The sequence below is a fragment of the Streptomyces sp. NPDC051315 genome, from assembly GCF_044455165.1.
Taxonomy (GTDB): domain Bacteria; phylum Actinomycetota; class Actinomycetes; order Streptomycetales; family Streptomycetaceae; genus Streptomyces.
Genome location: NZ_JBITEN010000010.1, coordinates 175,313 through 188,301, shown reverse-complemented (window position 1 = coordinate 188,301; position 12,989 = coordinate 175,313). Strand labels below are relative to the sequence as shown.

Here is a 12,989-nt window from a genome sequence, read left to right as displayed (position 1 = left end):
CGTCGTTCTCGTGACCCGGGGCCGTGGTCACGGGCCCCGGGCATGGGGGGGTTCCTCAGCCGCTCACGCCGCGGGAGAGCTCCCACAGCTGCAGGGTCGCGGAGGAGTTGAGTACGTACGCCGTGCCCGTGACGTCGTCGCGGGAGGCGACGTACTGCTTGCCCTGCCACAGCGGCAGGACGGGCACGTCCTCGGCGACGATGTCCTGAATCTCCGTCAGGCTCTTGGCCGCGGCGAGGCGGTCGGCCTCCCGGCGGGACTCGGGGATCAGCGTGTCGATGATCTCGCCGTTGGCGTAGGGGGACTTGAGAAAGTTGTCCTTGTCGAGGAACGGCGCGACGAAGTTGTCGGCGTCGGGGAAGTCGGGGAACCAGCCCATGCCGTAGACCGCGTACTCACCCTTGCGTTCGGCGGGGACGAACGTCTCCCACGGGGTGCCCTTGACGGAGACGTCGAACAGGCCACTGGCGTTCAGCTGCTTCTGGAGCTGCTCGAACTCCTTCTTGGTGGCCGTGCCGTAGTGGTCGGTGGTGTAGTTCAGCGTCAGCTTCACGGGGGTGCTGACGTCGGCCTCCTCCAGCAGCGCCTTGGCCTTGGCGACGCTGGGGTCGCCGTAGGTGTTGAAGAACGCGTTGGAGTGGCCGGTGATGGAGGCCGGGACCAGCGAGTAGAGCGGTTCGGCCTGGGTGCCGTACACCTCGGCGATGAGTTCGCTGCGGTCGATGAGCTGGGCCATCGCCTGGCGGACGGCCTTGGTCTTCACCACCGGGGCGGTGGTGTTGAAGGCCAGGTAGCGGATCTCCAGGCCGGCCAGCTCGACCATGTCGACGCTGTCGTCGGCGGAGGCGTCGGAGAGCTTCTTGATCTGCTCCGGCGACATGGTGCGGGTCATCAGGTCGATGTCGCCCTTGTCCAGGGCGGTGCCCATCGCGTCGGCGTCGGCGAAGGAGACCATCTCGACCTTGTCGTTGTTCACGTCCAAGGTCCCCTTGTACTCGGGGTTCTTGGTGAAGACGGCCCTGGTCATCTCGTCGCCGTCGGTCTCGGCCTTGAGCGTGTACGGGCCCGACCCGTCGACCGCGAAGCCGTCCCGCAGCTTGTCCTTGGCGTAGTCGTCGGGGTTGACGATGCCGGCGACCGGGGTCGAGAGCTTGAACGGGAAGGTGGCGTCGGCGGTCTTGAGGTGGAAGATGACCTCGTCGTCGCCCTGGGTCTCGACCGTGTCGATGGTGGACAGCAGGGCGAACACGCCGGAGTCGGCCTTGATGGCGCGGGCGCGGTCGATGGAGAACTTCACGTCCTCGGCGGTGACGGCGTCGCCGTTGGAGAACTTCAGACCGTCGCGCAGCTTGCAGGCGTAGCGCTCGTTGCCGCTGTCGGTGAAGCCGCAGCTCTCGGCGGCCTCCGGGACGGGGTCGCCCTCGCCCTTGGGCTGGATCATCAGGGTCTGCACGGTCTGGCGCAGGATGTTCCAGGAGCCGACGTCGTAGGAGTACGCCGGGTCGAGCGGCGCCGGGGCGTCCTTCGTGGCGGTGAACCGGTCGGTGGTGCCCACGACGATGGCGTCACCACTGCCGCTCCCGCTGTCGGTCCCGCCGCAGGCGGCGAGGGCGGGCGCGAGCAGGCCGACCACGGCCGGCAGCACCAAAGTCTTGCGGTTCATGCTCGAGTTTCTCCAGAGCTGTCAAGTCCGTGTACCCGGCATGCAGGGGTGTCGCGGCCGATCACGGGGGTAGGGGCGATGTTCTCGCGACGAGATTAGTCCGCACCTGCACGAGGGTTCGCGGCCACCGGAGTTGAAACCCCATCACGCAGCGAAGCCGGGTGCGGACACACCGAAAGACCGACAGCGGAATGATTCGTACAGCGTCTCACCAATCGGGACACAAGGGCATGCCCGAACCCCCCGAACGAGGGTGAACAGCACACGGAAGCGCCCCTGTCGACCCCCTGCCGGGTGGGGAACGTCACACACTCAAGGGGGTGCGCGCGGGGCGGAATTCGGCCGCCGTCGATGATCCGAATTCGCCGCGCGCACACGCGCCGAATTCCCTTGTTTCGGCGGTGCACGCTGGGTGAACGTCTATCGCATTTCTGTCATCGAGCGATCACCAATGATCGTCCCGGTGATCATCGGAGCGGCATCAGGCCGCGCAGAAATGTCAGGTCGACCTCTTCCAGCGAGGTCACGACGGTGCGCCGGGCGGCCGGGGCGATGGGGGCCACGGAGGGCACGGCGACGACGTGACAGCCGGCGGCCTCGGCTGCGGCGACCCCGGTCGCGGTGTCCTCGACGACCGCGCATCTGGCCGGATCCGCACCGAGTCCGGCGGCGGCGAACAGGTAGGGGTCCGGGTGCGGCTTGGTGCGCGGGACCTCGTCGCCTGCCACCGTCAGGGCGAAGTGCTGGGCGCCCAGCGAGGTGAGGACGCGGTCGATGATGCGCCGGTGCGAGGCGGAGACGAGGGCCGTGGGAACCTCGTGCTCGGCCAGTTCGGCCAGCAGCCGGGCGGCTCCCGGCATCAGGGGCAGGGCGCGTCCGATGCGGTCCTCGAACCCTTCGTTGAGCAGGACGGTGAGTTCGGCGAGGGTGATGTCGGCGCCGGTCGCCTCGATCAGGAACCCGGCACTGCGGGCCATGGGTCCGCCGACCACGACATGGCGCCAGGAGTCGTCCAGGGTGTGGCCGAGGCCGGCGAAGATCTCGACCTCGACGTCCCACCAGAAGCCCTCGGTGTCCACCAGGGTGCCGTCCATGTCGAGGAGCACGGCCTGGAGGGCCGAGCCCTCCGCCGTACGGGTTCCTAGTGCGGGAACCGTGCTGGTCATCCGCGTACCTCCTTGAGGGACGAGCAGGCCGGTCGCCTTTTCTCGCAAAGAGGCGACCGGCCTGCAGTGGACCGACCAGTGTACGACGTGTCGCATCGGTGCGCGGGGCGAGACGCGCTTCACCGTGCGTGAGACGTCACCGCGCGCCTGGTGCCGGCGTGCGGGTGCCGTCTCCCCGCGTGTGATGCCACCGTGCCTGTGCTGTCACCGTGCGTTGAAGTACTTGGCCTCGGGGTGGTGGATCACGATGGCGTCCGTGGACTGCTCGGGGTGGAGCTGGAACTCCTCCGACAGGTGGACGCCGATCCGCTCGGGCTGGAGCAGCTCGGCGATCTTGGCGCGGTCCTCCAGGTCGGGGCAGGCGCCGTAGCCCAGGGAGAAGCGGGCGCCGCGGTACTTCAGGGCGAACATGTCCTCGACGTCGGCCGGGTCCTCGCCCGCGAAGCCCAGCTCGGCGCGTACGCGCGCGTGCCAGTACTCCGCGAGCGCCTCCGCCAGCTGCACGGACAGGCCGTGCAGCTCGAGGTAGTCGCGGTAGGAGTTGGACTCGAAGAGCTTGGCCGTCTCCTCGCCGATGCGGGAGCCGACGGTGACCACCTGGAGGCCGACGACGTCGGTCTCCCCCGACTCCTGCGGGCGGAAGAAGTCCGCGAGGCACAGCCGGCGGCCACGGCGCTGGCGCGGGAAGGTGAACCGGGTCCGCTCGTTGCCGTGCTCGTCCAGCAGGATCAGGTCGTCGTCCTTGGAGACGCACGGGAAGTAGCCGTAGACCACGGCGGCCTCGAGGAGGTTCTCGGTCTGGAGCCTGTCCAGCAGGCCGCGCAGCCGCGGCCGGCCCTCGGTCTCGACGAGCTCCTCGTAGGTCGGCCCCTCGCCGGTGCGGGCCTGCTTCAGACCCCACTGCCCCTTGAACAGGGCGCCCTCGTCCAGCCAGGAGGCGTACTCCTTGAGCTGGACGCCCTTGATGACGCGGGTGCCCCAGAAGGGCGGGGTGGGCACGGGGTTGTCGGTGGCGACGTCGGAGCGGACGTGGCCCTCCTCCGGGCGCTCCTCGACCTCGACGGCGGCGGCCGCACGGACCCGGCGCTGCCTCAGCTCCGGCAGCTTCGCCCCGGGCACGCCCCGCTTGACGCCGATGAGGGCGTCCATCAGGCGCAGGCCCTCGAAGGCGTCGCGGGCGTAGCGGACCTCGCCCTCGTAGATCTCGTGCAGGTCCTGCTCGACGTAGGCGCGGGTCAGGGCGGCGCCGCCGAGGATGACGGGGTAGTCCGCCGCCAGACCGCGCTGGTTGAGCTCCTCCAGGTTCTCCTTCATGATCACCGTGGACTTGACCAGGAGCCCGGACATTCCGATGACGTCGGCGCGGTGCTCCTCGGCCGCCTCCAGGATCGCGGAGACCGGCTGCTTGATGCCGAGGTTGACGACGTTGTAGCCGTTGTTGGACAGGATGATGTCGACGAGGTTCTTGCCGATGTCGTGGACGTCGCCGCGGACGGTGGCGAGGACGATGGTGCCCTTGCCCTCGGCGTCGGACTTCTCCATGTGCGGTTCGAGGTGGGCGACCGCGGCCTTCATGACCTCGGCGGACTGAAGGACGAACGGCAACTGCATCTGGCCGGAGCCGAACAGCTCGCCGACGACCTTCATGCCGTCCAGGAGGGTCTCGTTGACGATGTCGAGCGCCGGGCGGCTCTGCAGGGCCTCGTCGAGGTCGGCCTCCAGGCCGTTGCGCTCGCCGTCGATGATGCGGCGCTTGAGGCGCTCCTCCAGGGGCAGGGCGGCGAGTTCCTCGGCCTTGCCGGCCTTGAGGGACTTCGCGGTGGCGCCCTCGAAGAGCTGCATGAGCTTCTGCAGCGGGTCGTAGCCCTCGCTGCGGCGGTCGTGGATGAGGTCGAGGGCCGTGCGGACCTCTTCCTCGCTGAAGCGGGCGATCGGAAGGATCTTCGACGCGTGGACGATCGCCGAGTCGAGGCCCGCCTTGACGCACTCGTCGAGGAAGACGGAGTTGAGCAGGATGCGGGCGGCCGGGTTGAGGCCGAAGGAGATGTTCGACAGGCCCAGGGTGGTCTGGACGTCGGGGTGGCGGCGCTTGAGCTCGCGGATCGCCTCGATGGTGGCGATGCCGTCGCGCCGGGACTCCTCCTGGCCGGTGCAGATGGTGAAGGTCAGGCAGTCGATGAGGATGTCCGACTCGTGGATGCCCCAGTTGCCGGTGAGGTCGGCGATCAGCCGTTCGGCGATCTCGACCTTCTTCTCGGCGGTGCGGGCCTGGCCCTCCTCGTCGATGGTCAGCGCGATCAGGGCCGCGCCGTGCTCCCGGGCCAGCCGGGTGACCTTCGCGAACCGCGACTCGGGGCCGTCGCCGTCCTCGTAGTTCACGGAGTTGATGACGGCGCGGCCGCCGAGCTTCTCCAGCCCCGCCCGGATGACCTCGACCTCGGTGGAGTCCAGCACGATCGGCAGGGTGGAGGCGGTGGCGAGGCGTCCGGCCAGCTCCTCCATGTCGGCGACGCCGTCGCGGCCGACGTAGTCCACGCAGAGGTCGAGCATGTGCGCGCCCTCGCGGATCTGCTCGCGGGCCATCTCCACGCAGTCGTCCCAGCGGCCCTCCAGCATGGCCTCGCGGAACTTCCTGGAGCCGTTGGCGTTGGTGCGCTCGCCGATGGCCAGGTACGAGGTGTCCTGGCGGAAGGGGACGGTCTGGTAGAGGGAGGCGGCGCCCGGCTCGGGGCGCGGGCTGCGCTCGGCGGGGACGAGGTCGCGGACGCGCTCGACGACCTGGCGCAGGTGTTCGGGGGTGGTGCCGCAGCAGCCGCCGATGAGGGACAGGCCGTAGTCGCGGACGAAGTTCTCCTGCGCCTCGGCCAGGCCCTCGGGGCCGAGCGGGAAGTGGGCGCCGTCCTTGGTGAGGATGGGCAGGCCCGCGTTCGGCATGCACAGCAGCGGGATGCGGGAGTGGCGCGTGAGGTAGCGCAGGTGCTCGCTCATCTCGGCCGGGCCGGTGGAACAGTTCAGGCCGATCATGTCGATGCCGAGCGGCTCCAGCGCGGTGAGCGCGGCGCCGATCTCGGAGCCGAGGAGCATGGTGCCGGTGGTCTCGAACGCCATCGAGACCACCAGGGGGACGTCGGTGCCGGTCGCCTCCATGGCGCGGCGGGCGCCGAGGACCGAGGCCTTCGTCTGGAGCAGGTCCTGAGTGGTCTCCACGATCAGGGCGTCGGCGCCGCCGGCGAGCAGTCCCTCGGCGTTGGCCTGGAAACCGTCGCGGATCGTGGTGTAGGGGACGTGGCCGAGGGTGGGCAGCTTGGTGCCGGGGCCGATGGAGCCCAGCACCCAGCGCGGGCGTCCGTCGCGGGCGGCGTAGGCGTCCGCGCTCTCGCGGGCGATGCGGGCGCCCGCCTCGGACAGTTCGAAGACGCGGTCGGCGATGTCGTACTCGGCCATGGCCGCGTGGTTGGCGCCGAAGGTGTTGGTCTCGACGCAGTCGACGCCGACGTCGAAGTACGCCTCGTGGACGGAGCGGACGATGTCGGGCCGGGTGATGTTGAGGATCTCGTTGCAGCCCTCGAGGTTCTCGAAGTCCTCGAGGGTGGGCTCCTGGGCCTGGAGCATGGTGCCCATGGCTCCGTCGGCGACCACCACTCGGGTGGCGAGGGCCTCGCGGAGCGCGGACACACGGGCCCGGCTGTCGGCGGAAGGGGTCGGCGGCACAGAGGCCATGAAGGGGCTCCCTTTGATGCGACGGCTGTCGGCTTTGCGTCACCTCAGGATGCGTGCCGGACGGCTTCCCGAGGAGAGCGCACGCCGTCAGGGTAGCCGGGACCGGGGGCTTATGGTCAGGGCGTCCACGGGACGGACGAGATGGTGTCCGGGTCACTCCTGAGGGGCGAGTGGCGGAAAACGTCTTGACCGACCATTAGCGGGAGGTCGTCATGGACCGGTAGTGTTCGACATTGCCGAACGACGGTGGCGCTAGCCGCGCGTGGGCGGTCGAAGGGGACGGAGGCAGGACGGCGATGGCACGGAACATCCAGTCGCTCGAACGGGCGGCCGCGATGCTGCGGCTGCTCGCGGGTGGCGAGCGACGGCTCGGCCTCTCGGACATCGCCTCGGCCCTGGGCCTGGCCAAGGGCACCGCCCACGGCATCCTGCGCACCCTCCAGCAGGAGGGTTTCGTCGAGCAGGACGACGTCTCCGGGCGCTACCAGCTGGGTGCGGAGCTGCTGCGCCTGGGCACCACCTATCTCGACGTGCACGAGCTGCGGGCGCGGGCGCTGGTGTGGACGGACGACCTGGCCCGCTCCAGCGGCGAGAGCGTCCACCTCGGCGTGCTGCACCAGCAGGGCGTCCTGGTCGTGCACCACGTCTTCCGCCCCGACGACAGCCGGCAGGTCCTGGAGATCGGGGCCATGCAGCCGCTGCACTCCACGGCGCTGGGCAAGGTGCTGTCCGCCTACGACCCGGTCGCGCACAGCGAGGCGCTGGAGGCCGACCGCAAACCGTTCACGGACCGCACCGTGTGCGAGCTGGAGGACTTCGAGCGGCTTCTCGACGTCACGCGCGCGCGGGGGTACGCGGCGGACGTCGAGGAGACCTGGGAGGGCGTCGCCTCCATCGCCGCGCCCATCCACGACCGGCGGCGGATGCCGGTGGGGGCGGTGGGCATCACCGGTGCCGTGGAGCGGGTGTGCCGGGACGGCGAGCTGCGGCCCGAGCTGATCGCGGCGGTGCGCGACTGCGCCCGCGCGGTCTCGCGGGACCTGGGCGCCGGGCGGTTCTGAGCAGCCGGCGGTCCACAGCACCGGGCAGGAGCGGGCCGGGGCGTCGTACGACGTCCCGGCTTTCGTCGCGCCCGCGCCGCAGCGCCGACGCGCCCGCCCTCGGACCGATAACCGGCATCGATCAGTAACGATCGTGTTTTCGATTACGGAACTCTTGACGCACCCGTGACGCCGGAGCAAGACTCCCGTCCATCGGTCGGCATTGTCGAACACCTACCGGCAATACGCGCTAGAGTGTGGCAACGCCAAGGGCCGGAATCGCTCTCACCCCCGAGGGCGCCAGACCCCCGGTGGGACCCGGGGTCCGGCTTCCCTGGACGAAGGACAAAGGAGTCGCGGGTGTCCAGCTCCGACATCTTCATCGGCGAGACCATCGGTACCGCCATACTCATCCTGCTCGGCGGAGGCGTCTGCGCCGCCGTGACGCTGAAGGCCTCCAAGGCCCGAAACGCCGGCTGGCTCGCCATCACCTTCGGGTGGGGTTTCGCCGTTCTGACGGCCGTCTACACGTCGGCGCCGCTCTCCGGCGCCCATCTGAACCCGGCCGTGACGCTCGCGATCGCCATCAAGGACGGCGACTGGAGCAACGTTCCGACCTACTGGGCCGGGCAGCTGCTCGGCGCCATGATCGGCGCGGCCCTGGTGTGGGTCACCTACTACGGCCAGTTCCACGCGCACCTCACCGACCGCGAGATCGTCGGCGGCCCGGGCGCGCAGGCCACGGCGGCGAAGGCCGTCGAAGCCCAGGAGAAGGGCGCCGGCCCGGTGCTCGGCATCTTCTCCACCGGCCCGGAGATCCGCAACGCGGTGCAGAACCTCGCCACGGAGATCGTCGGCACCGTGGTGCTGGTGCTCGCCGTGCTCACCCAGGGCCTGAACGACAAGGGCAACGGCCTCGGCACGCTGGGTGCCCTGATCACCTCGCTCGTGGTGGTCTCGATCGGTCTGTCCCTGGGCGGCCCGACCGGCTACGCGATCAACCCGGCCCGTGACCTCGGTCCGCGCATCGTGCACGCCCTCCTGCCCCTGCCCAACAAGGGCGGCTCCGACTGGAGCTACGCCTGGGTCCCGGTGGTCGGTCCGCTGATCGGCGGCGCCATCGCTGCGGGCATATACAACGTCGCCTTTGCTTAGGAACCCCCGGCTTCAGCCGCACCGCAGGCACGCGCCGTACGTACCGCCCCTCGACCACGGAACCTTCAGGAGCACACTGTGACCGACGCCCACACCGCCGGCCCCTTCATCGCCGCCATCGACCAGGGGACCACCTCCAGCCGCTGCATCGTCTTCGACCGGGACGGCCGGATCGTCTCCGTCGACCAGAAGGAGCACGAGCAGATCTTCCCCAAGCCGGGCTGGGTCGAGCACGACGCCAACGAGATCTGGACCAACGTCCAGGAGGTCGTCGCCGGGGCCATCGCGAAGGCCGGCATCACCCGCGACGACATCAAGGCCATCGGCATCACCAACCAGCGCGAGACCACGCTGCTGTGGGACAAGAACACCGGTGAGCCCGTCCACAACGCCATCGTCTGGCAGGACACCCGCACCGACGCCCTCTGCAAGGAGCTCGGCCGCAACGTCGGCCAGGACCGTTTCCGCCGCGAGACGGGCCTGCCGCTGGCCTCCTACTTCGCCGGTCCGAAGGCCCGCTGGCTGCTGGACAACGTCGAGGGCCTGCGCGAGCGCGCCGAGGCCGGCGACATCCTCTTCGGTACCATGGACACCTGGGTCATCTGGAATCTGACCGGTGGTGTCAACGGCGGCAAGCACGTCACGGACGTCACCAACGCCTCTCGCACCATGCTGATGAACCTGCACACGCTGGAGTGGGACGAAAAGATCGCCGAGTCCATCGGTGTCCCGCTCGCGATGCTCCCCGAGATCCGCTCCTCCGCCGAGGTCTACGGCGAGGTCACGGGCGGCAAGCTGGGTGACCTCCTCGGCGGCATCCCGGTCGCCTCCGCGCTCGGCGACCAGCAGGCGGCGCTGTTCGGCCAGACCTGCTTCTCCGAGGGTGAGGCGAAGTCGACGTACGGCACCGGCACGTTCATGCTGATGAACACCGGTGAGAAGATCATCAACTCGTACTCCGGCCTGCTCACCACCGTGGGCTACCGCATCGGCGACCAGCAGCCGGTCTACGCCCTCGAGGGCTCCATCGCCGTCACCGGTTCGCTGGTGCAGTGGATGCGCGACCAGATGGGCCTGATCTCCACCGCCGCCGAGATCGAGACGCTCGCGCTCTCCGTGGAGGACAACGGCGGCGCGTACTTCGTCCCGGCCTTCTCCGGCCTGTTCGCCCCGTACTGGCGCTCCGACGCCCGCGGTGTGATCGCCGGCCTCACCCGGTACGTCACCAAGGCGCACCTGGCGCGCGCCGTCCTGGAGGCCACGGCCTGGCAGACCCGTGAGATCACCGACGCCATGACGAAGGACTCCGGCGTCGAGCTCGCGGCCCTCAAGGTCGACGGTGGCATGACCTCCAACAACCTGCTGATGCAGACCCTCTCGGACTTCCTGGACGCTCCGGTGGTGCGTCCGATGGTCGCCGAGACCACCTGCCTCGGCGCCGCCTACGCCGCCGGCCTGGCCGTCGGCTTCTGGAACAGCACCGACGACCTGCGCGCCAACTGGCGGCGGGCCGCCGAGTGGACCCCCCGCATGGAAGCGGAGAGCCGCGACCGTGAGTACAAGAACTGGCTCAAGGCCGTCGAACGGACCATGGGCTGGCTCGAGGACGAGAACTGACGAGAGCCGCGCGGGCCGGCCAAGGCTCCGACACGAGCTCTGAATGAGGAGTAAGAACCCGATATGACCAGTCAGTCCACCCTGCAGTCCGTGCCTGCCCTGGGGACACACCCGGCCTCCGGCTCGAACCCGAGCCGAGCCGAGACCCGGGAGCAGCTCGCCAAGGCGTCGTACGACCTTCTCGTGATCGGCGGCGGCATCCTGGGCATCTCCACCGCCTGGCACGCCGCGCAGTCCGGCCTCAGGGTGGCACTGGTCGACGCCGGCGACTTCGCCGGTGCCACCTCCTCCGCCTCCTCCAAGCTGCTCCACGGCGGTCTGCGCTACCTGCAGACCGGCGCGGTGAAGCTGGTGGCGGAGAACCACTTCGAGCGCCGTGCGGTCTCCCGCCAGGTGGCCCCCCACCTGGCGAACCCGCTCACCTTCTACCTCCCCGTGTACAAGGGCGGGCCGCACGGCGCGGCGAAGCTCGGGGCGGGCGTCTTCGCCTACTCCGCGCTGTCGGCCTTCGGCGACGGCGTGGGACACCTGCTGTCGCCGTCGAAGGCCGCGCAGGACGTGCCCGAGCTGCGCACCGAGAACCTCAAGGCCGTCGCCGTGTACGGCGACGACCAGATGAACGACGCCCGCATGGCGCTGATGACGGTCCGCGCGGCCGTGGAGGCGGGCGCGGTCGTGCTCAACCACGCCGAGGTCAGCGGTCTGCGCTTCACCAACGGCCGGGTCACCGGTGCCGAGTTGCGCGACCGGCTCTCCGGCGACGAGTTCGGCGTCAACGCCCGTCTGGTACTGAACGCGACCGGCCCGTGGGTGGACCACCTGCGCCGGATGGAGGACCCGAATGCCGCGCCGTCCATCCGCCTGTCGAAGGGCGCGCATCTGGTCCTGAAGCGCACCTCCCCCTGGAAGGCCGCGCTGGCGACCCCGATCGACAAGTACCGCATCACCTTCGCCCTGCCCTGGGAGGACATGCTCCTGCTCGGCACCACGGACGAGGAGTACGAGGGCGACCCGGCGGACGTCGCCGTCAACGACAGCGACATAGCCCAGATCCTGGACGAGGCCGCGTTCTCCATCCGGGACCAGCAGCTCGACCGTGACCTCATCACGTACGCCTTCGCGGGCCTGCGGGTGCTGCCGGGCGGTCCCGGCGACACGGCGAAGGCCAAGCGGGAGACCGTCGTCACCGAGGGCCGGGGCGGGATGCTCTCGGTCGCCGGCGGCAAGTGGACGACCTTCCGGCACATCGGCCGTACGGTCATGCAGAAGCTGGAGGCGCTGCCGGGTCACCCGCTCGGTGACGACTTCGAGCCGATCTCCTCCCTGCCGAAGAAGCTGCCGCTGCCGGGTGTCGCCAACCCGCGCGCGGTCGCCCACCGGCTCCTGGTCGACCACCCGGCGCCCGGCCCGCGCATGGCCGCCGACACCGCCAAGCACCTGGCCACCCACTACGGTTCGCTGGCCTTCGACATCGCCCGCCTGGCGAACGAGAACCCCGAGCTGGGTGAGCGCGTCCACCCCGACGCCCCCGAGATCTGGGCGCAGGTCGTCTACGCCCGCGACAACGAGTGGGCCGAGACCCCGGACGACGTGCTGCGCCGCCGGACGACGCTGACGATCCGCGGCCTGGCCACCGACGACGTCCGCGCCAAGGTCCAGGACCTGCTCGACAAGAAGTAGACGAGGGCCAGTAGGACGACAGCCAGGAAACAGACCCTTTGCCGGTCCACTCCCCTGACCGGGGCCGGCACCGGGGACGGCCCCTCCGCACCGGGGCCGGTACCACGGGAGGGGCGGCTCCGCGCCGATGGAGCCGCCCCTCCCGCATGCCGTCGTCGTCAGGTGAGGACGTCGGCCCGCGTCGATCACGGAACCGGGGCAGTTCTCCGGCCAGCCCCCCCATAATGGCGCCCAGACATCCGATGTCTGGGCGAGGGACGACAGGGGAGGCCGGTCATGGCAGTCACCGACGAGGCGATCGAGAAGATCAAGGCCATGATCGTCACCGGTGCGCTGCGCCCCGGGGACCGGCTGCCCAGGGAGAGTGAGCTCGCCGCCGGGCTGGGCCTGTCCCGCAACTCCCTGCGGGAGGCGGTACGCGCCCTGGCGCTGATCCGGATCCTGGACGTGCGGCAGGGCGACGGCACGTATGTGACCAGCCTCGATCCCCAACTGCTCCTGGAGGCGCTGAGCTTCGTCGTCGACTTCCACCGCGACGACACGGTCCTGGAGTTCCTGGCCGTGCGCCGCATCCTGGAGCCGGCCGCGACGGCGATGGCCGCGCTGCGCATCAGCGAGCAGGAACTGGACGCCCTGGGCGCCCAGTTGGACGAGCTCGGCGCCGAGCCGTCGGTGGAGGAGCTCGTCGCCTGCGACCTGGAGTTCCACCGGGGGATCGTGCGGAGCGCCGGCAACACGGTGCTGTGTTCCCTCCTCGACGGTCTGTCGGGGCCCACCACCCGGGCCCGGATCTGGCGCGGGCTGACCCAGGAGGACGCGGTCGCCCGCACCCTGCACGAGCACCGGGCGATCCTCGCGGCGCTGCGCGACCGGGACGCCGAGGCGGCGCGGTCGTGGGCGACCGTGCACATCGCGAGCGTCGAGCAGTGGCTCAGGTCGGCCCTGTGA

General features: G+C 70.0%; 8 protein-coding genes. 5 read left to right on the top strand and 3 right to left on the bottom strand.

All coding sequences use genetic code 11. The annotated features are described in order from the left end of the window. Positions 1 to 55: 55 nt before the first annotated feature. The 3 genes from ACIBBD_RS20730 to metH all read right to left on the bottom strand — a co-directional run bounded on the left by ACIBBD_RS20730 (position 56) and on the right by metH (position 6,549). Complete coding sequence (locus ACIBBD_RS20730) at positions 56 to 1,663, bottom strand: ABC transporter substrate-binding protein (RefSeq protein WP_399420915.1); 1,608 nt, start codon at positions 1,661 to 1,663, stop codon at positions 56 to 58. A 467-nt stretch (positions 1,664 to 2,130) separates the two neighbouring features. Next, positions 2,131 to 2,829 carry an HAD family hydrolase gene (locus tag ACIBBD_RS20725; protein WP_399420914.1) on the bottom strand — a complete coding sequence of 233 codons (699 nt, stop codon included), beginning with the start codon at positions 2,827 to 2,829 and terminating at the stop codon, positions 2,131 to 2,133. Between the two features lie 204 nt (positions 2,830 to 3,033). Further along, complete coding sequence (gene metH / locus ACIBBD_RS20720; RefSeq protein WP_399420913.1) at positions 3,034 to 6,549, bottom strand: methionine synthase; 3,516 nt, start codon at positions 6,547 to 6,549, stop codon at positions 3,034 to 3,036. A gap of 296 nt (positions 6,550 to 6,845) precedes the next feature. Between metH and ACIBBD_RS20715 the strand changes: the two genes are divergently transcribed. From ACIBBD_RS20715 to ACIBBD_RS20695, 5 genes are all read left to right on the top strand, one after another. Then, positions 6,846 to 7,610 (top strand): IclR family transcriptional regulator, encoded by a 765-nt coding sequence (locus tag ACIBBD_RS20715; RefSeq protein WP_399420911.1) that lies wholly within the window; start codon positions 6,846 to 6,848, stop codon positions 7,608 to 7,610. A gap of 339 nt (positions 7,611 to 7,949) precedes the next feature. Beyond that, the gene (locus ACIBBD_RS20710) at positions 7,950 to 8,744 is read left to right on the top strand and encodes an MIP/aquaporin family protein (RefSeq protein WP_399420910.1); all 795 of its coding nucleotides are present in this window, start codon (positions 7,950 to 7,952) and stop codon (positions 8,742 to 8,744) included. Between the two features lie 78 nt (positions 8,745 to 8,822). Then, complete coding sequence (gene glpK, locus ACIBBD_RS20705) at positions 8,823 to 10,361, top strand: glycerol kinase GlpK (RefSeq protein ID WP_399420908.1); 1,539 nt, start codon at positions 8,823 to 8,825, stop codon at positions 10,359 to 10,361. Positions 10,362 to 10,424: 63 nt separating this feature from the next. Continuing rightward, positions 10,425 to 12,041, top strand: coding sequence for an FAD-dependent oxidoreductase (locus ACIBBD_RS20700; RefSeq protein ID WP_399420907.1), 1,617 nt, complete (start codon positions 10,425 to 10,427; stop codon positions 12,039 to 12,041). A 276-nt stretch (positions 12,042 to 12,317) separates the two neighbouring features. Continuing rightward, the gene (locus tag ACIBBD_RS20695; RefSeq protein WP_399420906.1) at positions 12,318 to 12,989 is read left to right on the top strand and encodes a FadR/GntR family transcriptional regulator; all 672 of its coding nucleotides are present in this window, start codon (positions 12,318 to 12,320) and stop codon (positions 12,987 to 12,989) included.

Bases quoted from the DNA above. Each gene is read 5' to 3' on its own strand.
- ACIBBD_RS20730 (WP_399420915.1), bottom strand. From the start codon at position 1,663: ATGAACCGCAAGACTTTGGTGCTGCCGGCCGTGGTCGGCCTGCTCGCG.
- ACIBBD_RS20725 (WP_399420914.1), bottom strand. From the start codon at position 2,829: ATGACCAGCACGGTTCCCGCACTAGGAACCCGTACGGCGGAGGGCTCG.
- metH (WP_399420913.1), bottom strand. From the start codon at position 6,549: ATGGCCTCTGTGCCGCCGACCCCTTCCGCCGACAGCCGGGCCCGTGTG.
- ACIBBD_RS20715 (WP_399420911.1), top strand. From the start codon at position 6,846: ATGGCACGGAACATCCAGTCGCTCGAACGGGCGGCCGCGATGCTGCGG.
- ACIBBD_RS20700 (WP_399420907.1), top strand. From the start codon at position 10,425: ATGACCAGTCAGTCCACCCTGCAGTCCGTGCCTGCCCTGGGGACACAC.
- ACIBBD_RS20695 (WP_399420906.1), top strand. From the start codon at position 12,318: ATGGCAGTCACCGACGAGGCGATCGAGAAGATCAAGGCCATGATCGTC.